Raw genomic sequence first — 25,352 nt, forward strand, 5'->3', positions numbered from 1 at the left:
GTGTGGACAAGATGGCCGACCGGATTACGCTGCTTCCCTCAAATCACCCACGGGGGTAGCCGAAATGATCCGTTTCCTGACATCCATCGGCATCGGCACCGCGGCCGCGCTCTTCGCCGCCGCCCTGCCCGCCCAGGCCGCCGCGGCCACGTCGACCGTCACGCAGTCCGGCGGCATCATCACCTTCAAGGCCGCCAAGGGCAAGAACACCGTCGTCATCACCGGCGACGGCGAGAACCCGGTCATCTTCGCCGACCGCCAGCCCATCAAGGCGGGCAAGGGCTGCGTGCAATTCCCGGGCGAAAAGAACAAGGCCATCTGCGGCGCCGCGAAGAAGGTCAAGGAAATCCGCGTCTACGCCTACGACGGCAACGACTCGGTCATCAACAAGATCTACAGCATCGGCATGGTCGCCTTCGGCGGCACCGGCGACGACACCCTGGTCGGGGAGGACGCCAGCGACTCCCTCTACGGCGGCCCGGGCAACGACCGCATCTGGGGCAGCTGGGGCAACGACATCCTCCACGGCGAGGCCGGCAACGACATGCTCGACGGCGGCTTCGGCAACGACACCCTCTGGGCCGGCCCGGGCAACGACCAGCTCAACGGCAAGTGGAACAACGACATCCTCTACGGCGGCACCGGCAACGACACCATCGACGGCGGCGAGAACGGCGACCGCAGCTACGGCCAAGATGGCAACGACAAGCTCACCGACGTCAACGACTTCGGCTGGGGCAACGAATACGACTTCCTGAGCGGCGGCGCCAAGACCGACACCTGCACCGCCCAGCCCGGCGACGACATCGTCGAGTGCGAGGCCACCTCCTGACCGCAACTATGTGAAGAGCGGCACCGCGCCGCTGAGCCCTCGCCCCGGGGGCGAGTCAGGTAACCTGATCGGCGCGGGCCGCTAGCTCAATGGCAGAGCTGTGGACTTTTAATCCATAGGTTCAGGGTTCGAGTCCCTGGCGGCCCACTCACACGCAGGTCAGCTGGCCTGCCGCAGCCGGTGAAGATCGGCGGGGCGGCGCGTACAGCAGCGAAGTACAGCGGTAGGCCCTGCATCACTGGTCCAGCGACTCTCCGGGTCGCTTGAGCGCGGCGCGGGTGGCAGCTGACGAGACCACGGTGTAGATGTCCATCGTGATCGAAAACTGAGCGTGTCTCAGGATCTGCATCGCCACCCCAGGTAGGAAGTACTCCGGTAAGGCAATCGGTAAGACGCTACTTTCTCCTCGGGGAGGAACTAGGCCGACGAGAGGGCCGCCGGTAGGTCCGACTCGATGCTTGGAGTACGAACGAGCGGCTTCATGCGTACTACCGCAGCGTTGGTCTCGAGCACGTCCATACACACAGCTACGCACACCGGGGGTCGTAAGCCCTGTTCCAACGCGAGATCCGCGACATCCCCGATCCGTCCGAGACGCGCTTCTGGGTGAGCTCGCTCCCAATAATCGGTGAGAACTTTCTATACGGGTTCAAGGCGGCCCGCTTCGCAGGCCGCTCGCGCCGCCCAGCAGGGCCGGGCCGGAGGCCCGCCGCTCGGGGCCCCGCGCCCGGCCGCTTCGCTGGGCGCACCCCGGCGGTTCCAGCCCAGCGGCGGGCGCGACATACAAGGAAGCCCCGGGCCGCCGAAGTAGCCGGCAGTTCCGGGGCGTTCTGATTAGCGGCGGCATGATGCCTCCGGCGGGGACTCCGATCTCTGGGATGGGGTGCCATCCCGTCAACCTCCGTCCAGGCGAAGCCGAGCAGATAGGGCCTGCCTGGTCAAGGTCGGTCAGACATCGGGTGCTCCACCTTGCCCAGGCAGGCCCTATCTGCCCCACGATGTGTGGACGAAGGCCGACGGGATGGGCAGTGGTATGCAGGCGCAACCGAGCGCTAGATCCAACCGGTAATAAGGTTCAAATTCACGAGTCGATATCCCATAGCGTCGGTACTAACGTCGAATACAGAAGCAAGCTTCTGGACCGCCCTGTCCCGGTCGAAGTCCCGAATTCGCTTCATTGCGTTACTCAGCTCACGCTCGACCGCGTCGGCAGGCATGAGCAGGGCCGCAGCAAAGGCATTTGCCTCGATTTCTTCCTGGTCCGTACCGAGTGCTGAGATCTCGTTGCGACGGCTTACTAGGATCGAATGATCCACGATTAGGGGCTTGTGATGTAGAAGTAGGTGGCCGAGTTCATGAGCAATAGTGAAGCGCTGCCTTCTCGGATGCGTCGACGAATTGACACCAATAATCCGTGTTTCGCCTTGGCTTAACGCAAAGCCGGACTCATTCCCGCTAAACTCGTTCCTGGCAACGACAATTCCTTCGGCCAGAGCGAGCTTTTCGACGTCTATAGGCGGGCGCAGTGATTTGTGTTGACGGAGGAAAGCTTCCGCCTTAGCCTCGATTTCACGGCGCAACATACTATTCCTCCTCTCGATTCGGCACCCCTAGCTGCGCAATGGCGCCGTGCACGAACTCTCGTGTGGTGTCCGGCGCCATTGAGAGATGTCGATTCAGTGCGCGATCAAACTCGCCAAGGCCTTCGCTTTCGGCCATCAAATGTTGGGGCCCAACGCCGAGCCTTCGGGCAATCGCGGCGAAGAGGTGTAACGGCATCCGTTGGCGACCGGCCTCAAGATTCGTGATCGACGTACGCGTCAGCCCCACAGCATCGGCTAGTTCCGCTTGCGTGATCCTCGCAGCGTTGCGGGCATCTCGGATCCTTTTGCCAACCTCTATGTAGAAGAGGTCGATCTCGTCGACAGGTGCCTCCGCCACGGCTACTCCTCGCCCCAATCTACAGAGATTACCATACAAGGTTTGCCTCGCAAACGTGCGCCGAAGATCCAGGTTGGCTCCGTTGACATTATCAAAAGGCTGGGCTAGCGTCAGTCAAGCTGTCCTCGGAGGGGGTTGCCGAGGTCAGTGAGGATGACCTCCACGCTTCTGCGCGAGAGGCAAGGGGATGGCGTTGGGTCGCCATCCAACCGGAAGGAGAAGGCCAGAGATGGCGAAGCGGAAGCGGTACAACGTGGTGCCGAACGGCAACCTGTGGCAGGTGACGCACGACGGATACGTGCTGTCGAATCACTACACCAAGCAGGCTGCGATCGACAGCGGCCAAGCGGTCGCGAAGGCGAACCAGCCGAGCCAGCTTGTGGTGTACCGCGCGAACGGCACGATCGAGTTTGAGTGGACGTACGGCAACGATCCGTACCCGCCGGTTGGCTGACCGCTCTTCAGCACCTTGTGTATGACCTCGACCGAGGTCGACACCCAGAGCGCTCGTTCGTCGCTGGGGGTGTTGGTCGGAGGATGGCCGTTCGGTAGCCGGCAGGTTCCGGCAGCTGACGAGGTGAACCCCGGCGTTGGGGCGCCGGGGACACCGTAGGCCACTTCCCAACGACGAGGAGGGAGGTACAGAACCATGGCCAAGGGAAAGGACAAGGTTACCAGCGTCAAGGTAGCCCGCAAGGCTTCCGCCGTGCTGCGCGACGGGCGTTCGTCGGCTCGCAGCCGTAGCGTCGCTGCCAGCGCGCTTTCGCAAGCGACGCGCAAGGGAAAGAAGTAGTTCGCCGGTGACGGGGGGTTGAGGACGCATCTCCTCAGCCCCCCGTCACCGTGCCCGCTGCGTACCCCACACGACGGTGGCGAGGTACGGTCCAGTGATTAACGACGGTAAGTGGTTGATGGCAATGAGCTCAGCGAACAGCAGGTGCTTAGCCCGCTGCTTGACAGTCATCGACAAATTCCTAAACCATGTGGCTCCCCGAGCGGTGGCTGTACAGCAGTGAAGTACAGCAACGGACCGAGCCGTATGACGCCGGACCGGACGACCGGATGTTGTTGACCTGCCGAGGAAGCCCCACGCGACCATGTCGCCGCTACTCCATAGGTTCAGGGTTCAAGTTTTTGGCGGCCCACTCACACGCAGGTCAGATGCCCCGTCGAGGCTCGCGCGCGGGCCGGCTCCCACAATGGTTGAAGGCGCAGCTCGATGAGGGGTGCCGTCGCGGGTTGGCAGGCACATGCGGCGCGGGCTGTTCTCGCAGCATGCTCCCTTGGACCCGGTGCCGGGCGATGGCCACCGGGCAGCGGCAACATGGCGTCAGAGAGTCACAAGTTTCCGGGCGTCAGGTTCAGGTGCGGACCGCCGCCAGGGCCGCGTGGCGGCCGCATCGCCACACCACGCCCGCCTCGGCGAAGCCCGCCCGCCGCGCCGCCGCCGCGTGCCAACCCGCTGACGCCACGAACTCAGCGGGCGATTTGTCCCGGAACGTAAGCGCACGCTCATGCAGCAGCGCCTCCAGACCTTCGAGATTCGCCCACCACTCTGCCCAGGCCAGCTCCGCAGCCGCCTCCTCCGGCCCAGGCTCCAGCGCGCCCATCAACCCGGGCAGCCCGTCTTCCGGCATGAGATCCGCCACGATCAGCACGCCGCCCGGCGCCAGTGCCCGCCACGCCGCCGCATAGGCGTCCGCGGCCTGGGCGGACGTCAGGTAGTGCACGGTCATGACGGCGGTGATGAGGTCGTACGCGCCCGGGAGCGGCCAGGGCTGGGCCGTGAGGTCGGCCTCGACCACGGTGACGTTGGCCGGTACGCCCGCGCGGGCCATCGCGAGCAGCACGGGATCGATGTCGAGCAGCGTGACTTCCGCCGCCGGCCAGCGCCGGGCCATGCGCTCGGCCAGCACTCCGGGGCCGCCGCCCAGGTCGAGGACCCGGCGTGGCGGACCGCCCGCGGCGGCCTCGGCTGCCACGTGCACCGTTCGTTCCAGCTCGGCCAGGCCGGGGACGAACCCGCCCATCACCGTTGCCCACGTGTCGCGCCACAGAGCGGTTGTCACGGGTTCACACGATAACGGAAACCATTACCGGTCGAGGGCGGACAGCACGGACAGCAGACGGTCGATCTCGTCCGGCGTGTTGTAGATGTGCACGCTGACCCGTACCGACGAGGTCTTTTCGCCCTGGTCGCCCTGGCAGTGACCGTCCGCACGGACCATGAGACCGTCGCCGGCCAGGATGAAGCCCAGGTCGTTGGAGCCGATCGCATGGTGCCGGAAGGTCACGATGCCCTCGCGGCGCTGCACCGGCGAGCCCGGCGCGAGGCTCGACTGACAGCCCAGCACCTCATAGCTGGACATCTGCCGCAGGCCGTCGGTCAAGCGCACGCCGAGCGCCTTGTTCCAGGCGGCGATCCGCTCCTGACCGGCGGCTTCGAGCCAGTCGAGCGCCGCGACGAGGCTGATGATGCCGCTGGTGTTCGGCGATCCGGCCCAGCCGCCCGGCACGAGGACGGGACCCCGGCGGTTACGCGCCCAGATCGCCCCGATCCCCGGCAACGCCATCGTCTTGTGCCCGGAGAAGACGGCGAAGTCCACGTCCAGGGCTTCGACATCCACGGGTACGTGCCCCGCGCTCTGTGCCGCGTCCAGGCAGATCGGGATGTCGGGGCCGACCGCCGTACGCATGCGGTGGATGTTCATGTCGTTGCCGTAGACGTGGTGGACGTGCGTGGCGGCGATCAGCCTCGTGCGCTCGGTGACCAGCTCCGCGAGTCGCCGGTAGTCATAGTCGTGAGCCGCGTCATAGGGCATGGGTACGATCCGGACGTCGCCGGCCAGCGCGGCGGCCTCCTGCCACGGCTCGATGTTGGCCGCGTGGTCGGCGAACGGCACGATGATCTCGTCGCCGGCCCGCAGCCGCGGCGCCAGCCAGTCGCGCGCGATCGTGCGCAACCCCTCGGTGGTCCCGCTCACGAAGTGGACGCCGGACCGCGCGGGGTCCGGATCACCCAGGAAGCGGCGCACCCGGTCGCGGGCCTGCTCGATGCGGGCGGTGGTCCTGTTCGCCCACGGGTACGTCCCCCGGGCCGCATTGGCATTGCCGGTGGTCAGATAGGTGTGCACCGCGTCGAGCACCGAGCGCGGCTTCTGCGACGTGGCGGCACTGTCCAGATAGGCCACGTCCGGATTGGCGGTGATCAGGGGGAAGTCGTCGCGCAGGGAAGACATGTCAGTCCCGCACCAGCTCGGCGCCGGCGTCCCGCCACGCGATCACGCCGCCGTCCAGCGAGTGCGCCTCGGGGTGGCCCATCCGGGTGAGCAGCGCCGCGTACTTCGCTGACTTCTCGCCGACCGGGCAGACGAGCAGCACCGGCTGCCTCCGGCTGAAGGGCAGTCCGCCGTGCAGCAACTCGGCGAACAGCTCGTCGACGATGTTGATGGCGCCGTCGATGTGCAGGGCCTGGTAGGCGTACGGGCTGCGCAGGTCGACCACGATCCCGCGCCGGCCGGCCACCCAGCGCTCGGCCGCCGCGACGTCGAGAATCTTGGCCTCCGCGGCGTCCACCGTCCGCACGTCGTGGGCCCGGGGTGGCCGGTTGAACAGCTCGGGCCGCCGGTCGCGCAGATAGCTGAGATAGCTCTCGACCCGGTCGCAGACGATGAAGACCGCCGTCTTCCGCTCGGTCAGCCCGGCGTCGATCTTCCGCAAGTGCCGGACCGCACCCTGGTACGCGCCCCCGCCCGTCGGCCCGGCCAGCGTCCCGCAGCGGCGTACGAGCGTCAGCAGCCCGTCGATCGCGTCGTCGGCGGTGATCGTCTCGACGGTGTCGTAGCTCTCCGGGTCGAAGAGTCCCACCGCGTGCGCCTCGTCGATCGTGCGGATGCCCGGGATGAAGTCGGACTTGTGCGCGACGAGACCCACCACGCGTACGTCCGGATTGTGCTGCCGCAGCGCCCGCGCGACCCCCGTGGACGAGCCGGCCGTGCCCACGCAGGCGATGAAGTAGTCCGGCGCCTGCCCGTCCAGGTCCTTCACGATCTCCGGCCCGGTCCCGTGCCGGTGGGCGTCGACGTTGAGCTCGTTGAAGTACTGGTCGGTGTGCGCGTACCCGCCGTCGCCCAGCTGCTGGTACATCCGGGTCAGCGGGTCCTCGGTGTTCGTCGGGTCGAGGCACTCGGCCTGCCCGGGCAGCTCCTCGATGTCGGCGCCGAGCAGCAGGAGCAGGTCCTTGATCTCGGGGACCTTCATCCGGTTGGTGACGCTGCGGAACCGCATGCCGTGCATTCCGGCGAGGACGGCGAGCGCCTTCGCGGTGTTGCCGCTCGACAGCTCGACCACGGTGCCGCCCGGGCTGACCAGCGGCCGCAGCATGTTCCAGGCCGCGCGGTCCTTGAGCGAGCCGAAGGGGTTGAGCAACTCCATCTTCGCGTAGAGGTCGATGTGGCGCAGGCCGTGCACGGCCGGATCGATGCGCACCAGCGGGGTGTCGCCGATGGCGTCGGTCATGGCGTCGAATCTCATGCTGTCTCCCGGTGCAGGGGCCAGTACTGGTCGTCGAGGCACCATTGCCATGCGTCGTCGGAGCGGAAGAGCGCGACTTTCCGTGCGATCGGCTGCCGGAGCGCCTCCGTAGCGCCGAAATCCATGAAGTAACCGGCCGTGTTGACGAAGGCGAGCAGATCGCCGGCCCGGGGACGACCGCGGAGGAAGACCTTGCGCCGCGTGATCAGGTCGGACTCGAGGCAGAGGTTGCCGAAGAGGTAGGCGCCTTCCGCCGGCCCCTCCCGCTGCGGAATCGCCACCGGATCCATGAGAACGCCATGGTTCTCGGTGCTCACGTCGCCGGCGTTGCAGTCCAGCCGCACGATCAGGCCGCCGGGATCGTCGCGCACCTCGAGCACCTTGGCCAGCACCAGCCCGCACTGGTCGAGCAGCGCGCGCCCCGGCTCCACGTGCAGGTCGACCATGCTGTCGAGCAGCAGCTCACCCAGCGGACGGCCCAGGCCCGGGGCCCGGGTCCGCAACAGCTGATCGAGGTACGCGGGCCCGGTCACCTGGCGATACGCGGGATAGAGCCCGAGCGAGCCGCCGATCGTGCCGCCCTCGTTGCGCAGCCCGTACCCGTGACCGTTCCAGGTCAGCGGCGCCCGGCGCCCGAGCACCGCCTCGGTCAGCGCCGACGTGTAGTCGTCCCACTCGGCCGGATCGGCGAGATAGCTCACCCCGAATCCGCCGCCGGCGTCGATCGCCCACGGGCGCAGGCCCCTCCGGCGACAGGTCTCCAGTGCGGTCAGGCAGCCCTCGAGGGCCACGGCCTTCTCGGGCAGGGCGGTCGTGTCGAGATGGAAACCGACGCCGACCGGCTCGAGGTGACCCGCGTACTTTCCGGCGAGATCGAGAATGGACTCCAGCCCGTCCGGCGAGACCCCGAAACGGCTGCGCCGGGCGGCCGTCCGTACGCCCGGAGCAGCGAATTCCGACAATCGCAGCAGAATCCGCACCGGAGGCAGACCCCGGGCGCGCACGAGTTCGCCGAGCTCGGCGACTTCGGCTGCCGAATCGACGTGCACCAGCACCGATGTGCGCGCACACAACCAGAGAAATGCGGCGTTCTTGGGACCGGTCGCGACGATGCGATCGGGAGTGAATCCGGCGCCGAGGGCATGTTGCAACTCGCCGAGCGAGGCGACGTCGATGCCGGCGTCCCCGGCGGCCAGCTCCCGGACCAGGGCGCTGGACCGGTTGGCCTTGTGCGCGAAGTAGATCCGCCCGCCCAGCCGATGCTCCGCGTGCACCGCCCGGAACGCCGCGACGTTGCGGCCGGCCTGCTCCGGAAGAACGATGTCGAGCGGAGATCCGAGCGCCTCGACCAGCCGGCCGAGCAGTGCCGTTTCACCGAGCACCGAATGCACGAACTCATTGATCCGAGGAGACAAGGACAGCGTCAAATGCGACTCCCCACCGAGAGCAGCTTTCTTTTCACGCTAACCGATGGAACGGCGCCCGCCAACCGGGTCCGCCCTTGGATGACCCACATCGCCGCATGCGCATGTGTGCGATAAACGAGTCAAGAGATCTGTCAATTAATTCCCGCTGACATTGACAGCCTCATCCGTACCTTCCCTTTTGGCAGTGCCGTCACCTCGGCCGTCACGCCGTAGACCGTCCGGATGCGCTCCGGCGTCAGCACCTCGCCCGGGGTCCCCGCCGCGACGATCCGGCCGGCGTCGAGCAGCACCACCAGGTCGCAGTACTGCCCGGCGAGATCCAGCTCGTGCAGCGCCGCCACCACCGTGACGGGCGACCGCGCGAGATCGTGCGCCAGAGCGAACCTGTGCCGGATGTCCAGGTGGTTCGTGGGCTCGTCGAGCAGCAGCACCTCCGGCTCCTGCACCAGCGCCCGCGCGATGTTCACCCGCTGCCGCTCCCCGCCCGACAGCGACGACCAGCGCCGCTGCTCCCACCCGCCGAGCCCGGCGGCGACGAGGGCTGCGCTCGCCTTGACCTCGTCGCCGGCGCCGACCGGCGCCAGCAGCGACCGGTGCGGAATCCGCCCGAGCAACAACACGTCGAGCACGCTCATGTCGGCGTCGTCCGGGGTGTGCTGCCCGACGACGGCGACCCGCTGGGCCACCTGCCGCGCCGGCAGCGCCGCCCGGTCCGTACCGTCGAGCAGCACCCGTCCGCCGTCCGGCCGGTCCAGTCCCGCGAGCACGCGCACCAGGCTCGACTTGCCGGAGCCGTTGGGCCCGAGCAGGCCGACAAAGGCGCCGGCGGGCGCTCGGAACGTGATGTCGCGGAGGATCCGCCGGCTGACGTTGTCGGCTTCCACCCTCACTCCTTCTTCCTCAGCAGGATCGCGAAAGCCGGCACGCCGAGCAGCGCGGTGACCACGCCGACCGGCAACTCCTGGGGCGCGAAGACCGTCCGGGCGGCCGTGTCCGCCCAGATCAGCAGCGTCGCCCCGGCGATCGCGCAGGCCGGCAGCAGCACCCGGTGGCGGGACCCGACGATCCGCCGCACCGCGTGGGGGACGGTCAGCCCGACGAACCCGATCGCGCCGCTCGCCGCCACCAGCACCGCGGTCAGCAGCGCCGTGACCGTGAACAGCACCGCCCGCACGCGCGCCGGCGCGAACCCCAGCGTCTGGGCCACGTCGGCGCCGAAGGAGAACGCGTCGAGAGCCGGGGCGGCGGCCCAGCAGACCAGGACGGCGGCGGCCGCGGCGGCCGTACACAGAAAAACGGCCGGCCACGACGCTGCCGCAAGCGAGCCGAGCAGCCAGAACAGCACGCTGCGAGTGCTGTCCGGCGACCCGTCGGCCACCACGATCAAGCTGGTCAGCGCGGCGAACAGCTGCCCGGTCGCGACGCCCGCCAGCAGGATCCGCGCGGGCCGGGTCCACCCGCGGCCCGCGAGCAGCAGGGCCACCGCGAAGGCGACCATGCTGCCCGCGAGAGCCCCGCCGGAGAGCGCGGCGGCGCCGGCCCCCAGACCCAGGACCAGCACACACACCGCGCCGGTCGACGCCCCGGCCGAGATTCCGAGCAGATAGGGGTCGGCGAGCGCGTTCCGCGTCAGCGCCTGCAGCACGGCGCCGCACACGGCCAGGCCCGCACCCACCAGACCCGCCAGGAGTACGCGCGGCAGGCGCAGGTCCCACACGATGCTGTCCTGCAGGAGGGGCAGCGGCCGGACGGGCAGCCCCGCGTGCGCCGCCACCGTCCGCATCACGGCTGTGACCGAGAGGTCGGCGACCCCGATCGTCACGGCCGCGGCGACGCTCAGTGCCAGGGCGACGACACCGAGCGCGAGCGTCAAGTTGGTATGGCTGCTTTTGGTGACCGGTTGCCGCTCGCGCTTCGCCACCGCCCTCAGTGGACCGACACGAGTAGTCACCGGCGTGCGAACACGACATAGTCGTCGAGGTACTGCCAGACGGTTCCGACTTCGGCGAAGCCGGCCGCCCGGAGCGCAGCGAGGTGGAACTCGAGCGGCGCCAACGGCTGCGGCGGCCGGTCCGCGAACCGGCGGTCCCGCTCGGGCATCAGCGCGGCGATCTCCGGATGGCGCGCGGCCTCGGCGTACCACTCGGCATAGGTCAGTGCTTCAGAGTCTTGCTGGGTCAGTTCGTCATGCCGCGCCGAGATGTCCCGCAACGCCGGCGACGCGTCGTCGAACCGCAGATGATCCGCGTTGAGCAGCACGCCACCGGCCGGCAACAGCTGAGCCGCCTCCCGATAGACCTCCAGCAGCTGCCCCGGCGACAACCAGTGCAGCGCCGTGGAGCTCAGCACGGCGTCGACCGGGCCCACGCGCGCGCCCCACCCCGGTTCCACCAGATCCAGATCAAGGACCCGAGCCCGATTGCCGTACGCCCCCAGCACGCCCGTGGCAATGTGCAGCAGCACCGGGTCGTAGTCGACGGCGACGGCCGTGGCCTCGGGAAACGTCGAGAGCACCCGCTTCGAGATCGCCCCCGGTCCACACGCCAGGTCGAGCACCCGAAACCCGTCGCCGAGCCGCAACCGCAGCACGTCGAGCATCGCCGTGAAGCGGTTCTCCCGGTGGGCCACGTAGGCGGCCTGCTGTTCGTCCCACAGCCGCAGCAGTTCGGTGCTCATCGGCCCAGCTCCTTCAGCCCGGCACTGACCTGCTCGACCGCGGCGACACTCCGTACGGAGGGATCCATCGACGAGCCGGAGACGGTGATGAAGCGCCCTTCTTTCACCGCGTCGAGCTTCGAGGTCACCGGGTTGCTCCGCAGGAAGTCCAGCTTCGACTGCGCGCTGTCCCCGTCGCCGCCCCGGGTCAGGTCCGCCAGCACGATGACGTCGGGATTCCGCTGAGCGATCTGCTCCCAGCTGCCGGCCGGCCACGCCTGGCGTACGTCCCCGTACACGTTGCGCACCCCGAGCGCCGCACCGATCGCCGCCGGCATGCCGCCCGCCCCGGCGACGTAAGGAGTGCTGGTTCCGGAGTAGTACCAGAGCACCGACCGCTCCCCACTCCCCGCAGCCGCCTCCACCGCCGCCCGAAGCCTCGCTCGCTGCCGCGCCACCAGGTCCGTCCCCCTGTCGGCCACCCCGAAGATCCGCGCCACCTCCTCGATCTCGCCGAACAGCCCCTCGAACCCCACCGTCGCCGCCCCGTCCGCCGGCTCCTCACAAGCAAACCGCGACAGGTACGCCGGAATCCCCCGCTCCCCCAACGCCCCCCGATCCCCGGCGGCGTCGCCCGCATAAGCCGAGGTGAACGTCGAGTACACAAAATCCGGCCCCGCCGCCAGCACCGCCTCCCGCGACGGATAAAGCTCCGCCAGCACCGGCACGCTGTCGTAGGCGCTCTTCAACTCGGGCAGCACCGGATCGGTCTGATAACTGGTCCCCACCATCCGATCGGCCAGCCCCAAACTCAGCAGGATCTCGGTGGCGTTCTGCTCAAGCCCCACCGCCCGCCGAGGCTGAGCCGCCACCGAAAGCGACCGCCCACAGTTCTCCACCACCACCGACGCCCCGGAAGCCCCCGCCGCCCCCGAACCACCCACATCAGCGCAGGCAGAGCTGAGCCCCACCCCCACCACCGCCACCAAGCCGACAATGATTTTCATGTGCAGCAACGTAGTGACCGCAGCCCCGCTCCACCACGCACCCCACCCCAACGTGTCCAAGATCTCGGCCGGCCAGCTCTTTTCGCCCTCCTGTCACCCCAAATGTCGCCCTCCTGCAGCAGCCACGCAGCCACAGCTCACCAACCGACACACACAGGCGGCGCCCGGCCCACACAGCGAAGGTCGCACCGCGCGTGGGGTGTCGTTCACGCCGCTGCCACACGACAAGCGGGCCCAGATGCGTTCAGACGGGCGTAGCGCACAGCCAGACAAGCCCTGGGCCTGGCGGCCCGAGTAACCGGGCACGGAAGGGCGCGAGCACGACGCACGACACCCGGCGCATGCACGGCGCGCAACACACCCGGCGAAGTCCCACAGCACACAGGGCGAGGCGGAGCGCACCACGCACAGGACAAGGCGCACAGCGCCCGGGGCGAGAGCGGGAGCGCACAGCGCCCGGGGGCGCGGGGCGCCTGACGGTGTTCCAAGGCGGCGCGACTTATGGCCCGCCGGGATGACGTTGGGCCACTCCTATGTCATTGAGCCACCGCGATGCCGTCATGCCACCACGATGCCGTCAAGCCACCGCGATGCCGCTGAGCCACCGGGATGGCGCTGAGCCACCGGGGTGGCGGTCAGGGGCGGCGCTGGGTTTGCTCCAGGTAGCGGAGGACGGCGGTGACTCGGCGGTCGGCCATGTCGTCGGGTGGGAGGCCGAGCTTCGCGAAGATGTTGCGAATGTGCTTGTGTACCGCGTTGCCCGTGACGACCAGCCGGTCGGCGATGGCGGTGTTGCCCAGACCCTCGGCCATCAGCTCGAGAACGTCGCGCTCCCGGCCGCTGAGCTGCTCGAGGCCGCTGTCCGGCCGGGTCTGGGTGAGCAGCTGGCTGATCACCTCGGGGTCGATGGCGGTCCCGCCCTCGGCGACCCGGTGCAGCGCGGCGAGGAACGTCTCGACCCGCCCCACGCGCTCCTTCAGCAGATAGCCCACGCTCTTCGCGCTCCCGGCGAACAACTCGGCCGCGAAGGCCTGCTCCACATACGCCGAGAGCACCAGCACCGCCAGCCCCGGCTGCCTCCGCCGCGCCTCGACGGCGGCGACGATGCCCTCGTCGGTGTGGGTGGGCGGCATCCGCACGTCGACGATGGCGACGTCGGGTTTGTGGCGGTCGATCGCCTCGAGGAACGGCCCCGGTGAGTCGACGGTCGCGGCCACCTCCAGCCCCTCCGCCTTGAGCAGCAGCGCCAGCCCCTCGCGCAGCAGCGGCTCGTCCTCGGCGATCACAATCCGCACGGCAACTCCACCTCCATGGTCGTCGGCCCGCCCTGCGGACTCGTCAGCGTCAAGCGCCCGTCGAACGCCGCCACGCGCCGGCGGATCCCCGTCAGCCCCGACCCACGTTCCTCATCGGCGCCGCCTTTGCCGTCGTCGGTAACGCGCAGCAGCAGCCGGTCGCCGTTGCGCCGGACCGTCACAGTGGCATTCCGCGCCCCGCTGTGCCGTGCCACGTTGGTCAGCGCCTCGGCAACGACAAAGTAGGCCGTCGCCTCCACCGATGCCGCACACCGGCCGGGCAGGTCGATGTCGACCTGGCACGGCACCGCGCAGTCACGGGCAAGACCGGTGAGCGCGCCTTCCAGCCCACGATCGGCCAGGACCGGCGGGTGGATGCTCCGCACGACGGTGCGCAGCTCGGCCAGCGCCTGCTCGGCAGCGTCCTGAGCACGCTCCAGCACCTCGGCCGCGGTGTCCGGATTCCGGGTCACCGCTCGCCGGGCGGCACCGAGCAGCACCGTCACGGCCACCAGTCGATTCTGCGTGCCGTCGTGCAGCGACCGCTCGATGCGTCGCAGCTCCGTGGCGTGCGCGTCCAAGGCCGCGGCCCGGGTGGCGGTCAGGTGCGCGATGCGGAGCGAGAGGTCGGCATCGTCGGCGAGCGGCAGGAGTTGGCGCCCCGGCCAAGCCTGCAGGCGCGCCAGGCCGGGCAGGAGCACGACTGACAGAGCCAGCCAGCCGGCGCCCATCAATCCGATCGCCAGCGCGTCGGCCCAGTTGTTGACCGGCCAGTAGGCGATGCTGGGGCCCTCACTGCCAGGTGGCAGCAGGCGCCACCACAGCGGGAAGGTCGCGTCCTGCACCGCGTACAGCGGGAGGGAGAGGCTCAATATCCCGGTGCTGATGCCGGACAGGACGTGGAGCACGACCCAGCCGAGATCTTTCCGAACCGTCTGATCCTGCAGGGCGGCCCTGATCCCGCGAGGAACCTCGCCCGGATCGATCATCACGGTGCCCCATCGCGACAACCGAGCCCGCTCGCGGTTGGCGAGCGCCCGCACTGCCTGCAGCGCGCTGGGCACCAGCAGCAGGCCGATGCCGATCAGACAGGCCGCGGCCACGATGACGAGCCACACCAGCAGAGCCAGTGCGAGGATCGCCGTGCCGAAGCCTCCGACCGAGTGTTCGAGGCCGTCCACAGCCAGGCGCAGGCGCTCGATCAGTTGACTCCGGCGCTGAGTTTCTTCGCCGTTCGTCATGGCTTCGAACCTAGGTCACCGGGGGCCGCCGAGGCGACTCCACGGCCGAAGAGTACAGCCTGCTGTACCGGCAATTGGGTCCCTGGCGGGATGGCTCCCAGCGCACCGCTTTCCTAGCGTGGAAGGCGTCACCGAGACACCACCACGTGAGAGGACCACGACGATGACCGACCACGACAGCACTACCCGAAGCAGCATCCTCCGCCCGGTGCTGTGGCTGCTGCTCATCGTCAGCGGCGGCGCCAACGCAGCGATGTCCACCATTGCGGCATCCAGGGGCGACAGCGCCACTGTGACCGCGGTCGGAGCCGGCTTCGGCGCCATCGCCCTGGCCAGCGCGGCCGCCCTCATCGTTCACCACTACCGCACCCGCCGGCAGAGCTAGTCGTCACCGCATCCAGAGCTGGTCGTCACCGCACCCGCGAGGAGGCAGATGGTCGCCGACCAGCAGTGGCCGCGGACGGTGAGGGAGCAAGGGTGCATGCCGACTCCGCACCGGGGCGAGTCCGGCTCGTACACATGAAACGCTCGGAGACGGGCAGAAAAGGCGGACCTCGCAGCCGTCCGACAGGTCGACAAGCAGGAGAGACCGGTCGACAAGCAGGAGAGACCGGCGCCCGCCGGAGCGATATCCACAAAGTTATCCACAGGCATTACCGCGCCGACGGTGATCCAATTAGGATTGCGGCCCTGACCCAGGGAGCCCAGATGAGCGACAAGTTCGACACCGGCGTGGCCCACCCGGCCCGGCGCTACAACTACTGGCTCGGAGGCAAGGACAACTTCGCGGCCGACCGCGAGTCCGGCGACCTCTTGGCCAAGTCCTACCCCGCGGCGCGCATCGCGGCCCGGGCCAACCGCGCCTTCCTTCAGCGCGCGGTCAGACACCTCGCGGGCGACGCCGGCATCCGGCAGTTCCTCGACATCGGCACCGGCCTGCCGACGGCCGACAACACCCACGAGGTCGCCCAGCGGGTCGCCCCTGACAGCCGCGTGGTCTATGTCGACAACGACCCGATGGTGATGGCCCACGCCCGGGCGCTGCTCACCAGCACGTCGGCCGGCGAGACCCGCTATCTCGAGGAAGACCTCCGCCACCCGGAGAAGATCCTGGCCGCGGCCGACATCCTCGACCTCACCCGGCCGGTGGGCCTGATCCTGGTCGCCGTGGTGCACTTCCTGCCCGCGCAGGACGAGGCAAGGCAGATCGTCCAAACCCTGCTGGACGCGTTGCCCTCCGGCAGCCACCTGGTCATGTCCTGCGCGACCACCGACTTCCTGACCCCCGAGCTCAAGGCCAACTGGGACGAGTCCCTGCGCACCGGCCGCTCCGACGTCTACCCGCGCACCCGCCCCGAGTTCGACGAGTTCTTCACCGGCCTCGATCTGATCGACCCCGGCGTCGTCGCCGTCAGCCAGTGGCGCCCCGACCCCGCCGCCACCGAGCATGCCACGCCCGTGGAGGCCTCGATCTTCGGAGCCGTGGCCCGCAAGCCGTAGCCCCGCACATTGACAACTCCACAGTTGATCAACACCCGTCGCTCGGGCGCAGCACAAGTGGCCTCTGAGGACCACGTCACCGCCCAGGAAAGCAGGTTGCCCACGCCGGCGTCCGAGGCGTCGCGCGGGACGCTGTTGTGGGTGGGTGTGGCCGCCACCGGGCAGAAGGTGCGGCCTCTGCTGCTTCTCCGACGCCGTGGAAGTGAGGTGCGGGAGGGGAACAGCGAGCAGCTACGGGGAGGGGTGGAAGGGACTACTCAAGTTGAGGTTTCCACTACGGAGCGATGGGGGGTGCATACTGGCTGTTCGGTCAGGTCACGTCCTCGCTACGGACAATTCAGCTCACGGCCGGGCGAACGCGCTGGTCATTCCTAATTTCGTTCTGCCAGTCTCAGGTGCGTGACTAGCGCTCCCTCCCCGACAACGCCGCGGGGATTCACTCGGGATCAGATCGATGCAGGGTGGCGGTCCATGTGGCTGCTGGCGCGGTTCGTGCAACGCGGCGGGCACCCGGCCGCGGTCGCGCCGACCGTGGAGTTGCGCGCCGGCGAGAAGCAGTACGGCGCCTTCCCGGCCGATGTTCTCTCGTACTCGTCGGACGGTGTCTACGTCGGTGGCGGCCTCTTCTGGGGCGGCGGCATCGGCACTGCGGACGAGATCGATGAGGGCCGCTCGAGAGCAGGGAACAAGGCAAAAGAGACGGCCGGGAAGAAGACGGGGAAAGAGGCAGAGAAGCCGCGCGGCACCTCGGACGACGAGAGCTCGGCGGCGCCCACGACCGATGAGGACCAGTGGCAGCCCCGCGATCGGCAGGGTGTGACGGTGACCAGCGAGCGGCTCCTCCTCGTCGACGCGCGCGGTGGCGTCGAGGAGCATGACTTCCGCGATCTGATTCTCGTCCAGCCGAACCCGCTCGACTGGTCGGTCAACCTCTACTTCCAGGGAACGCAGCCGATCATGTTGCGCAGTCCGTGGATTCCGTGGATGACCGTCGTTCTCTGCGCCGAGCTCTACGGCTCTCCGTGGCCGCCCGGCCAGATTCCCGGCTCCGACCTCCCGGCCACCGCGGTCTGCTGAGCCCTCGCCGAGAGAGCCGCGGAAACCCAACCGCGCTAGGAAAGCCGAAAGGGCGGCAGGAAAGCAGACCGCGCCGGGGAAGCGCAAGACTCACAAAGGCCAGGCGGCCCGGAAGCCGAGAAGCCGTCAGGATCGCCGACTGACGCCGGTGCGGGCACCCTCCATGCCGGCCAGGAAGCCGTCCACCGCCGCCGACCAGGGGAACATCTCCGCCCGGGCCCGAGCCACTACCCGCCGATCCGCGCGCCCCAGCAACTCCACCACCGCCCGGGCAGAAGACGCCCCGTCGACCGCGCCCAGGCCGGCGTCCCCGACGACCTCGGGCAGCGCGCTGCGGGCGTGCACCACGGCCGGCGTACCGCTGGCCAGGGCCTCCAACGCACTCAGGCCGAACGTTTCCACCGGCCCCGGGGCCAGGGCGATGTCGGCCGTCGCGAGCAGCGCGGCCACGAACGAGCGATCACTCACATGTCCGATGAAGCGGACGGGCAGCCCACGCGCGGCGGCGTCGGCCTGGAGCCGGGGGCGCAAGGGCCCGCCGCCGGCCATGACGAGCACCGCCGGTACGCCGTTCGCCCGCAACGCCGCGAGCGTATCCAGCGACAGCCCGGGCTTCTTCTCCGCCGAGAGCCGCCCGCAGTGCACGAGCAGCACGTCTCCCGGCGCCGCCCAGTGCCGCCGCAGGCGCGGGTCGTGCAGGCCGGGCCCGAACCGGTCGAGGTCCACCCCCAGCGGTACGCGCACCACGTCCCGCACCCCCAGCCGCTCGAACTCCGCTGCCGCCCAGCTCGTCGTGGCCACGACGCGGTCGAACTCCGCCGCGGTGCGCGCGTTGAGCCGGTCGGCGAAGCGCCCGAACGGCCCGAGCAGCCGGAGCAACCCGTCCAGGCTCTCGTGCGACACCATTGTGGACGGAATGCCGTACCTTCTCGCCCACCTTCCCACCCAGCGCAGCGTGCTCCGGTCGGAGACCTCGAGGTGGTCGGGTCGCAGCCCGCGCAGCGTGTCGGCGAGCCGGCGCCGGTCGAGCAGCACCCGATAGCCGCCCATGCCGGGCACCTCGGGCCCCGGCAGCGTGATGACCAGCCCCTGCTCGGTCTCCGTCGACGAGTAGCGCACGCCGGGGTGGATCAGCACCGGATCGTGGCCCGCGAGCCGGTAGCCGGTGCCGAGTTCCCGCAGCGCCGTGCGAAGTCCGCCTGACCGCTCGGTGACGAAGTTCGCGAGTCGCACAATTCTCACGCGCGGCCTCCGACGAAGAGGCGCGCGGAAGAGAGGTGCTCGATCAGCTCGTCGCCGACGGCCGCCCAGGTCCGCCCCTCGATCGCCACCCGTCCGGCCGCGCCGAGGAGCGCCCGCCGTTCGGGGTCGCCGACCAGCTCCGCGATCGCCGCCGTGAATCCGTCCGCCTCGAAGGGAGGCACGAGATGCCCGGTACGCCCCTCGTGCACCAGATCCAGTGGCCCGCCCGCCGCCGGGGCCACGACCGGCAGCCCGCTCGCCATCGCTTCCTGGATCGACTGGCCGAAGGTCTCGTACGGTCCGGTGTGCGCGAACACGTCCAAGCTCGCGTAGATCCGGGCCAGTTGCTCACCGTGTCGCGCCCCGAGGAACACCGCGTCCGGCAGGGCCCGTCGCAGGTGCGCGCCGTGCGGGCCGTCGCCGACCACGACCAGCCGTACGCCGGGAAGTCGCGAAGCGTCGGCCAGCAGGTCGACCTGCTTCTCCACGGCGAGCCGGCCGACGAAGCCGACGAGCGTCTCGCCGTTCGGGGCCAGGGCGCGGCGGATGCCCGTACTCCGCTTGGCGGGGTGGAATCGCACGTCGTCGACGCCGCGGCGCCACAGGTGCATCCGCTTCACGCCGTGCGCGTCGAGGGCGGCCAGCGACTCGCGCGAGGGCACCAGGGTCCGGGCCGCCGAGTTGTGGATCGTGCGGATGATGCTCCAGCACATCTGCTCGGTGCCGCCGAAGTACTTGTAGAGCCGGGCGTACGCGGCGATGTCGGTCTGGTAGACGGCGACCGCCGGCAGCTTGAGCATCTTCGCGGCGACCGCACCCCACGCGCCCAGGAAGAACGGGCTGGCCAGGTGCACGACGTCGGTCCCGTGGGCCCGCAGCGCCGCGGCGATGGACGTGGTCGGCAGCCCGAGCCGGATCTGCGGATAGCCGGGCATGCGGAGCGAGGCGATCCGGACGACCGGATAGGGCAGGTCGACGGGACTCCGGCGTCCCGGGGGCTGGGGTGCGATGACGAGCGGCTCGTGGCCGCGTCGCATGAGATGTTCGGCCGCCCGCACCACCGAATGGGCGACCCCGTTGACGTCCGGCAGGAAGGACTCCGTCACCAGGGCGATGCGCATGCGCTGAGAATGAGGTGCGCGACGCGCCCGGCGGAGAACGCGATTATGACCGGGAAGGGAACTCGCGACGACAAGAGTGCTGTTCGCATGCGGTTTGCTTGGCGTCTCCCGGCCGTTGCCCACCCGGGGCGAGAGTGATCTTCGTGGATCGACGAAATATTCTCCGCGCCGCCGCGGCCGCCCCTTTCGCGGCCGCTGTGTCTTTGCCGGACCCGGCCCAGGCGAAGGCGGCCCCGAAAAAGGACACCGTTTTCGCGCTCGCGGTGCTCCCCGACACTCAGTACCTCTTCGACGCGGACAGTGCCGACCCGGCGCCGCTGCGCGAGACGTTCCGCTACCTCACCGAGGAGCGGGAAGTGGTCTTCATGACCCACCTCGGCGACGTGACCGAGCACGGGACGGCCGCCGAGATCGAGCTGGCCAGTGAGACGTTCAAGCGGATCGACGGCAAGCTCCCGTACAGCGTCCTCGGCGGTAACCACGACGTCAGCGGGGACGACCAGCGCGGCAGCACCCCGTACCTGAAAGCCTTCGGTCCTTCGCGCTTCAAGAAGTTACGCACGTTCCTCGGCGCCTCGCCTGACGGTTACAACAGCGCCCACCTGCTGCAGGCCGGCGGGCGCAAGTGGCTGATTCTCGCGCTCGACTGGCGCATCTCGGACGCCGGCATCGCGTGGGCCGAGAGCGTTCTGACCAGGAACAAGACCGTGCCCGCGATCGTCACCACGCACGACCTCGCGTACAGCGACGACGCCGGTGTCGCCTCGCTCTCTGCCAACGGCCAGCGCATGTGGGACCGGCTGATCCGCAAGCACGACCAGGTCTTCCTCACCCTCAACGGGCACTACTGGCCGCCCGGCCGCACGGTCCTGAAGAACGACGCCGGGCACGACGTGCACGTGCACATCACGAACTACCAGGACCGCTACTACGGCGGCGCCGCGATGATCCGCCTCTACAACTTCGACCTGGCGCGCAACACCATCGACGTCGAGACGTTCTCGCCGTGGTTCCTCGCCAAGAAGGAGGCGGACCGCACGCCGCTCGAGGCGGAGACGCTCGAGCTCACCGGCCCCGCGGACCGCTTCAGCCTCGAGATCGACTTCACCGAGCGGTTCGCTGCCTTCGACCCGCCGGTGCTGCCGCCTCCGCGTCCGGCGTCGGCCGTCGTGAGCAAGGACACGGTCGCCTACTGGCGCTTCGACGGCGCGCTCTCCGTCGCCGACGGCTCGGTGGTGCGCGATCAGACCGGGCGCGGCAACGATCTGACCGTACGCCGCCTCGCCGGCAGCGCGCCCGACGTGCTGACCGTCTCCCCGGAGCACCACGCCGGGGCGCCCGCCCACGCCAGCCTCTTCTTCGACGGCGGCAAGGACCCCAACCGCGGAGCCATTCTGCGTACGGGTGACAAGGCGCCGATCAACAGCATGAAGTTCCTCGGCGGCTACACCATCGAGCTCTTCCTCAAGCTGCCCGAACCGTTCGAAGGCGACCACTCGTGGATGGGCGTCTTCAACTGGGAAGGCCGGATGCGCGACGCGGGCAAGACCAACGGCTACGACCCGCTCGAGCCCACGTGCAGCATGAGCCTCTCCGGCGAACGATTCCTCCAGTACGTGGTCTATCCGCACGTCGAGGACGCCAGCCCCACCTCGTGGAGCCACGCCCTTCCCGTGGGCCGCTGGATGCACGTGGCAGTGGTCAACAACGGCCGTCGCACGCTCGTCTACATCGACGGCTCGAAGATCGCCCGCAACCCGTCCCAGCCGTCGCACGGCATCGCCACCAACGGCCGGCCGTTCGTGCTGGGCGCCCAGTCGTACGACCTCGGTTACGGCCAGGGCTTCTACGGCTACCTGGGTGACGTGCGCATCACCGGCCGCGCCCTGACCCCGCAGCAGTTCCTGCGCACCTGACAGATCCGCGACGTAGATTCGGGACATGTCGACGTTCCGCACCAGCGACGGCGTGTCCCTGCACCACACGGATGACGGCTCCGGCCCGGCGGTCCTGCTGATAGCCGGGTTCGCCGCTTCCGCGGACACGTGGGAGCTGCAACGCCGGGCCCTGCTCGCGGCCGGTCACCGGGTGCTCACCCTCGACCGGCGCGGGCACGGTTTCTCCGAGACCCCGGCGTACGGCTGGCGCATGTCCCGGCACGGCAAGGACCTGCACGACTTCCTGACGACGCTCGACCTGCGCGACGTCGTCCTGGTCGGCGGCTCGATGGGCGCCAGCACGATCTGGGCCTACCACGACCTGTTCGGCGGCGACCGCGTACGCGGCATCGTCTCGGTCGACCAGACCCCGCGCATGCTCAACGACGGCGACTGGAAGCACGGGTTCTACGGCTTGACGCCGGACACCATCGGCACCTTCTTCTCCGGCGGCGTTCCGGACACGGGACATCCAGGCCACCCATCGCGTACGGCGGAGGGGCTCGCCCGGCTCGTCGAAGCTCTCGGGCGCCCGCCTCAGGGCTCGAACTGGCGGGCCATGCGAGCGCTGCTGCAGGACCACGCGAGTCAAGACTGGCGTGACGTGGTGGCGCGGGTGTCCGTACCGTCGCTGTTCCTCGCCGGGCGCGACAGTCAGTTCTGGCCCTGGACGCACGCGACGGCCGCCACGGAACTCAACGAGCTCGCCACCGCCGAGATCGTCGACAACTGCGGTCACCCCATGAACCTCGACCAGGCCGACGCCGTCAACGAGGCCCTCGTCACCTTCCTGAAGAGCCTGGCATGACCCTTCCGTTCCTCGCCCACCTCGACGTTGTCACCGACGCGGACGTCCTCGCCTCGCTCAGCCACGACGACGCCGAGTGGGCGCCGGTCGGCCGGGCCGTCGCCGCCGTGCGCCCGCGCACCACCGCGGAGGTCCAGGAGGTCGTCCGCGCCTGCGCTGCTCAGGGCATCCCGATCGTCACCCGCGGCGCCGGCACCGGGCTCTCCGGCGGCGCGAACGCGGTCGACGGCTGCCTCATCCTCGACCTCGCGAAGATGAACAAGATCCTCGAGATCGACGTCGACAACCAGATCGCCGTCGTCCAGCCCGGCGTCGTCAACAACAACCTCAAGGCCGCCGTCGCCGAGCACGGCCTCTGGTACCCGCCGGATCCCGCCAGCGCGCCCTGGTCCACGATCGGCGGCAACGTCGCCACCAACGCCGGCGGGCTGTGCTGCCTCAAGTACGGCGTCACCCGCGACTACGTGCTGGGACTCGAGGCCGTCGTGGGCGGTCCCGCGGGCGATTACGGTACGGCCGTCCGAGTCGGGCACCGCACGACGAAAGGTGTCGCCGGCTACGACCTCGTCGGTCTGCTCGTGGGCTCGGAGGGCACGCTCGGTGTCGTCACCGAGGTGACGTTGCGTCTCCGGGCGGCTCGCGCGGCTGCACCCCGTACGGTGGTCGGCGCTTTTCCCAGCATCGTCGCCGCCGGCAATGCGGTGGCCGCAAGCACCCGCCGCGGCCTGTTGCCCGCCGCGCTTGAACTGCTCGACAAGGCCTGCCTCCAAGCCGTCGAGGACTGGAAGCACCTAGGCCTCTCCGCCACCGCCGAAGCTCTGCTGCTGGCCCAGATCGACACCCCGGGCCGCGCCGGCGACGACGAAGCCACCGCCCTGGCCTCGGCCTTCCGCGACGCCGGCGCCGAGTGGGCCGAACAGTCCACCGACGAATTCGAAGCCGAGGCCCTCTTCTCCGCCCGGCGCCTCGCCTATCCCGCCCTCGAACGGCTCGGCCCGGTCCTCACCGAGGACGTGTGCGTGCCCCGCTCCAAGGTCCCGGCCATGCTCGCCGCCATCGAGGAGATCGCCGCCCGTCACCAGGTGTCCATCGCCACCCTGGCCCACGCCGGCGACGGCAACCTCCACCCACTGATCCGCGTCCCCGCCGACGACCCCGCAGCCCAAGTCGCCGCCCAGGCCGCCTTCGAAGAGATGCTCCAGTCCGCCATCGCCATGGGCGGCACCGTCACCGCGGAACACGGCGTCGGCCTGCTCAAGCGCCGCGGCCTCCGCCAGGAACAACAACCGGGCGTTCTGGCCATGCAGCAGGCCATCAAGGAAGCCCTCGACCCCCGCAACCTCTTCAACCCCGGCAAGATCCTCGGCGACCCCGACCTCTAGCCCCGCGCCTTCGGCCTGCCCCTCTTCGGCCTCGCCCTTCGGCTCCGCCTCTTGGGCCCGCGTATTCAGTCCTACCTCTTCGGTCCTGCGTCTTCGATCCTGGGTCTTCGGCCCGCGTCTTCAGCCCCGCGTGATCGGACTCGCGTGATCGGACTCGCGTGACTGGCGAGCTCGACCTCCAGCCGCGCTTGATGGCGGTTCGCGCTTCTATCCGCACGGCGGTCCGCGCTTCTATCCGCGCTCGACGGTGATCCCGGAAACGCCGGAAGTGGCATCGACATCGAACCGGTCTCCGGCCGAGTCCCACTCCGAATCGGCGAACACGCTCCCACCCGCCACCCCGGCATGCGACGTCCCGTCGACGGTCACAGCGCCCGCACCGTTCCGCGCACTCACCCGGACCGGCGCGTCTCCACCAAGATGCACCGTCAACAGGCTCGCCCCACCGGCCAGCACAACCTTCTGCGTCCCGGTCGCCGCGGGCAACTCCACCTCGGCCCGGCTGGTCCCCGCAGTGAACTCGACATCCCCACCAGCCGACCCGCCAGTCAGATCAACCGCCTGGTCGCCGGCCCCGCCACCCAGCCGCACCTGCCACCGAACATCCCGAGCCAACAGCACCGTCACCAGCGCCGCCCCGCCCAGCGAAGTCTGCCGCAGCCCCGCGACCACCGTGTTGCCCTGCACCTCGACATCGGGCGCCACCTTCGAGTCCCCGGGCGTAGCCACCGAAACCAGGTCCCCGCCCAGGTCAGCGACCCGAACCCGCACAACGTCAGCCCCACTGACCAGCTCAAAGACCGAAGCCGTACGCACATACCCGGCCCCGCCCCGAACCTCATGATCCGCCTCGCCCGGCCCCGAAGCCCCGTCCCGCTCCGCCCCTGAGTCCCGGTCCCGCTCCGGCACCACATACCGAGGCTGATGATCCGGGTTGTAGTCCCGTCCCCCATCATCAACGCCCGAGCACCCGGCCACCGCAAGCAGCAGCGCCACCGCCCCAACCCGAAGCACCGGAACATCCATCTCCACCAATTACCCGGCGCCGGTCCCCACTACACAGCCCCCTCTTCCGACACCCCCCAGCCGGCCCGCCACGGAAGCGACCGCCCGCTGCTGAGCTGGAACTCGACAAGCCACCCGCCCAAGCGCCGCAAAGTCACAAAAAGCGGAGTCGCCCAGTCACAGACACCGGCCGCGCCCTGGTCCCGGCCCAATTCACCAAGACCGAAAGCACCAGATCCGGAGAGCACCGATCCTGCACAAGGATGCGAACGGGAAGCGGCGAATAGTTGCGGAAATACAGAAACGCCCGTCCCCGAGCCTGTGAAGGCTCAGGAACGGGCGTTTCCTC

The 25,352-nt window shown here is 69.3% G+C and carries 23 protein-coding genes, 1 tRNA gene and 1 pseudogene; 9 read left to right on the top strand and 16 right to left on the bottom strand.

Features of this window, described 5'->3' with window-relative positions:
- The first annotated feature begins 64 nt into the window (after positions 1-64).
- A complete protein-coding gene (locus tag RAN62_RS28385; RefSeq protein ID WP_305787837.1) occupies positions 65-832 on the top strand; it encodes a calcium-binding protein in 768 nt (255 codons plus the stop codon).
- Positions 833-907: 75 nt separating this feature from the next.
- A tRNA-Lys gene (locus RAN62_RS28390) sits at positions 908-979 on the top strand.
- A gap of 88 nt (positions 980-1,067) precedes the next feature.
- Here RAN62_RS28390 and RAN62_RS28395 read toward each other — a convergent pair.
- The 3 genes and pseudogenes from RAN62_RS28395 to RAN62_RS28405 all read right to left on the bottom strand — a co-directional run.
- A pseudogene (locus RAN62_RS28395) lies at positions 1,068-1,193 on the bottom strand (site-specific integrase); the annotation flags it as partial.
- Positions 1,194-1,884: 691 nt separating this feature from the next.
- Positions 1,885-2,415 (bottom strand): ImmA/IrrE family metallo-endopeptidase, encoded by a 531-nt coding sequence (locus tag RAN62_RS28400; protein WP_305787838.1) that lies wholly within the window; start codon positions 2,413-2,415, stop codon positions 1,885-1,887.
- 1 nt (position 2,416) lies between these two features.
- Positions 2,417-2,773 carry a helix-turn-helix domain-containing protein gene (locus tag RAN62_RS28405; protein WP_305787839.1) on the bottom strand — a complete coding sequence of 119 codons (357 nt, stop codon included), beginning with the start codon at positions 2,771-2,773 and terminating at the stop codon, positions 2,417-2,419.
- 229 nt (positions 2,774-3,002) lie between these two features.
- On the opposite strand from RAN62_RS28405, the gene RAN62_RS28410 reads away from it, so the two are divergent.
- The gene (locus RAN62_RS28410; RefSeq protein ID WP_305787840.1) at positions 3,003-3,227 is read left to right on the top strand and encodes a DUF2188 domain-containing protein; all 225 of its coding nucleotides are present in this window, start codon (positions 3,003-3,005) and stop codon (positions 3,225-3,227) included.
- 907 nt (positions 3,228-4,134) lie between these two features.
- Here RAN62_RS28410 and RAN62_RS28415 read toward each other — a convergent pair.
- From RAN62_RS28415 to RAN62_RS28460, 10 genes are all read right to left on the bottom strand, one after another.
- The gene (locus RAN62_RS28415; RefSeq protein ID WP_305787841.1) at positions 4,135-4,842 is read right to left on the bottom strand and encodes a class I SAM-dependent methyltransferase; all 708 of its coding nucleotides are present in this window, start codon (positions 4,840-4,842) and stop codon (positions 4,135-4,137) included.
- A gap of 24 nt (positions 4,843-4,866) precedes the next feature.
- The gene (locus RAN62_RS28420; protein WP_305787842.1) at positions 4,867-6,012 is read right to left on the bottom strand and encodes an aminotransferase class V-fold PLP-dependent enzyme; all 1,146 of its coding nucleotides are present in this window, start codon (positions 6,010-6,012) and stop codon (positions 4,867-4,869) included.
- 1 nt (position 6,013) lies between these two features.
- The gene (locus RAN62_RS28425) at positions 6,014-7,306 is read right to left on the bottom strand and encodes a pyridoxal-phosphate dependent enzyme (protein WP_305787843.1); all 1,293 of its coding nucleotides are present in this window, start codon (positions 7,304-7,306) and stop codon (positions 6,014-6,016) included.
- Positions 7,303-8,733, bottom strand: coding sequence for a type III PLP-dependent enzyme domain-containing protein (locus RAN62_RS28430; RefSeq protein WP_305787844.1), 1,431 nt, complete (start codon positions 8,731-8,733; stop codon positions 7,303-7,305). Before RAN62_RS28430 ends, RAN62_RS28425 begins: the two co-directional genes overlap by 4 nt.
- 131 nt (positions 8,734-8,864) lie before the next feature.
- Entirely contained in the window at positions 8,865-9,617 is a 753-nt protein-coding gene (locus RAN62_RS28435) for an ABC transporter ATP-binding protein (RefSeq protein ID WP_305787845.1), read from the bottom strand.
- 2 nt (positions 9,618-9,619) lie between these two features.
- On the bottom strand, positions 9,620-10,606 hold the full coding sequence (locus RAN62_RS28440; RefSeq protein ID WP_305787846.1) for a FecCD family ABC transporter permease: 987 nt from the start codon (positions 10,604-10,606) through the stop codon (positions 9,620-9,622).
- Positions 10,607-10,680: 74 nt separating this feature from the next.
- The gene (locus RAN62_RS28445; protein WP_305787847.1) at positions 10,681-11,409 is read right to left on the bottom strand and encodes a class I SAM-dependent methyltransferase; all 729 of its coding nucleotides are present in this window, start codon (positions 11,407-11,409) and stop codon (positions 10,681-10,683) included.
- Positions 11,406-12,236: an ABC transporter substrate-binding protein gene (locus RAN62_RS28450; protein WP_305787848.1), complete on the bottom strand. Its 831-nt coding sequence runs from the start codon at positions 12,234-12,236 to the stop codon at positions 11,406-11,408. Before RAN62_RS28450 ends, RAN62_RS28445 begins: the two co-directional genes overlap by 4 nt.
- Positions 12,237-13,030: 794 nt before the next feature.
- A complete protein-coding gene (locus tag RAN62_RS28455; protein ID WP_305787849.1) occupies positions 13,031-13,690 on the bottom strand; it encodes a response regulator transcription factor in 660 nt (219 codons plus the stop codon).
- Positions 13,678-14,931, bottom strand: a complete 1,254-nt coding sequence (locus RAN62_RS28460) for a sensor histidine kinase (protein ID WP_305787850.1) — start codon at positions 14,929-14,931, stop codon at positions 13,678-13,680. The genes RAN62_RS28455 and RAN62_RS28460 overlap by 13 nt, the downstream gene beginning before the upstream one ends.
- A 163-nt stretch (positions 14,932-15,094) precedes the next feature.
- Here RAN62_RS28460 and RAN62_RS28465 point away from each other — a divergent pair, with 163 nt between their 5' ends.
- The 3 genes from RAN62_RS28465 to RAN62_RS28475 all read left to right on the top strand — a co-directional run bounded on the left by RAN62_RS28465 (position 15,095) and on the right by RAN62_RS28475 (position 17,508).
- Positions 15,095-15,316: a hypothetical protein gene (locus RAN62_RS28465; RefSeq protein WP_305787851.1), complete on the top strand. Its 222-nt coding sequence runs from the start codon at positions 15,095-15,097 to the stop codon at positions 15,314-15,316.
- A gap of 323 nt (positions 15,317-15,639) precedes the next feature.
- A complete protein-coding gene (locus RAN62_RS28470; protein WP_305787852.1) occupies positions 15,640-16,431 on the top strand; it encodes an SAM-dependent methyltransferase in 792 nt (263 codons plus the stop codon).
- Positions 16,432-16,902: 471 nt separating this feature from the next.
- Positions 16,903-17,508, top strand: a complete 606-nt coding sequence (locus RAN62_RS28475; protein WP_305787853.1) for a hypothetical protein — start codon at positions 16,903-16,905, stop codon at positions 17,506-17,508.
- Positions 17,509-17,634: 126 nt separating this feature from the next.
- On the opposite strand, the gene RAN62_RS28480 is transcribed toward RAN62_RS28475, so the two are convergent.
- Positions 17,635-18,750 (bottom strand): glycosyltransferase, encoded by a 1,116-nt coding sequence (locus RAN62_RS28480; RefSeq protein ID WP_305787854.1) that lies wholly within the window; start codon positions 18,748-18,750, stop codon positions 17,635-17,637.
- Positions 18,747-19,871 (bottom strand): glycosyltransferase family 4 protein, encoded by a 1,125-nt coding sequence (locus tag RAN62_RS28485; protein ID WP_305787855.1) that lies wholly within the window; start codon positions 19,869-19,871, stop codon positions 18,747-18,749. Before RAN62_RS28485 ends, RAN62_RS28480 begins: the two co-directional genes overlap by 4 nt.
- 143 nt (positions 19,872-20,014) lie before the next feature.
- On the opposite strand from RAN62_RS28485, the gene RAN62_RS28490 reads away from it, so the two are divergent.
- From RAN62_RS28490 to RAN62_RS28500, 3 genes are read left to right on the top strand one after another with little or no spacing between them, the layout of a single operon-like run.
- Positions 20,015-21,787, top strand: coding sequence for a laminin G domain-containing metallophosphoesterase family protein (locus RAN62_RS28490; RefSeq protein WP_305787856.1), 1,773 nt, complete (start codon positions 20,015-20,017; stop codon positions 21,785-21,787).
- Positions 21,788-21,812: 25 nt separating this feature from the next.
- Positions 21,813-22,616, top strand: coding sequence for an alpha/beta fold hydrolase (locus tag RAN62_RS28495; RefSeq protein WP_305787857.1), 804 nt, complete (start codon positions 21,813-21,815; stop codon positions 22,614-22,616).
- Entirely contained in the window at positions 22,613-23,998 is a 1,386-nt protein-coding gene (locus RAN62_RS28500; RefSeq protein WP_305787858.1) for an FAD-binding oxidoreductase, read from the top strand. The genes RAN62_RS28495 and RAN62_RS28500 overlap by 4 nt, the downstream gene beginning before the upstream one ends.
- 231 nt (positions 23,999-24,229) lie before the next feature.
- Here RAN62_RS28500 and RAN62_RS28505 read toward each other — a convergent pair whose 3' ends face one another.
- A complete protein-coding gene (locus RAN62_RS28505) occupies positions 24,230-24,703 on the bottom strand; it encodes a hypothetical protein (RefSeq protein WP_305787859.1) in 474 nt (157 codons plus the stop codon).
- Positions 24,704-25,352: the final 649 nt, after the last annotated feature.

This window comes from Symbioplanes lichenis (assembly GCF_030709675.1).
In the GTDB taxonomy this organism is placed as follows: domain Bacteria; phylum Actinomycetota; class Actinomycetes; order Mycobacteriales; family Micromonosporaceae; genus Actinoplanes; species Actinoplanes lichenis.

Coding starts and splice junctions, on each gene's coding strand:
- RAN62_RS28425 (WP_305787843.1), bottom strand. CDS start 7,306: ATGAGATTCGACGCCATGACCGACGCCATCGGCGACACCCCGCTGGTG.
- RAN62_RS28400 (WP_305787838.1), bottom strand. CDS start 2,415: ATGTTGCGCCGTGAAATCGAGGCTAAGGCGGAAGCTTTCCTCCGTCAA.
- RAN62_RS28445 (WP_305787847.1), bottom strand. CDS start 11,409: ATGAGCACCGAACTGCTGCGGCTGTGGGACGAACAGCAGGCCGCCTAC.
- RAN62_RS28495 (WP_305787857.1), top strand. CDS start 21,813: ATGTCGACGTTCCGCACCAGCGACGGCGTGTCCCTGCACCACACGGAT.
- RAN62_RS28470 (WP_305787852.1), top strand. CDS start 15,640: ATGAGCGACAAGTTCGACACCGGCGTGGCCCACCCGGCCCGGCGCTAC.
- RAN62_RS28385 (WP_305787837.1), top strand. CDS start 65: ATGATCCGTTTCCTGACATCCATCGGCATCGGCACCGCGGCCGCGCTC.
- RAN62_RS28500 (WP_305787858.1), top strand. CDS start 22,613: ATGACCCTTCCGTTCCTCGCCCACCTCGACGTTGTCACCGACGCGGAC.
- RAN62_RS28420 (WP_305787842.1), bottom strand. CDS start 6,012: ATGTCTTCCCTGCGCGACGACTTCCCCCTGATCACCGCCAATCCGGAC.
- RAN62_RS28475 (WP_305787853.1), top strand. CDS start 16,903: ATGTGGCTGCTGGCGCGGTTCGTGCAACGCGGCGGGCACCCGGCCGCG.
- RAN62_RS28485 (WP_305787855.1), bottom strand. CDS start 19,871: ATGCGCATCGCCCTGGTGACGGAGTCCTTCCTGCCGGACGTCAACGGG.
- RAN62_RS28465 (WP_305787851.1), top strand. CDS start 15,095: ATGACCGACCACGACAGCACTACCCGAAGCAGCATCCTCCGCCCGGTG.
- RAN62_RS28460 (WP_305787850.1), bottom strand. CDS start 14,931: ATGACGAACGGCGAAGAAACTCAGCGCCGGAGTCAACTGATCGAGCGC.
- RAN62_RS28410 (WP_305787840.1), top strand. CDS start 3,003: ATGGCGAAGCGGAAGCGGTACAACGTGGTGCCGAACGGCAACCTGTGG.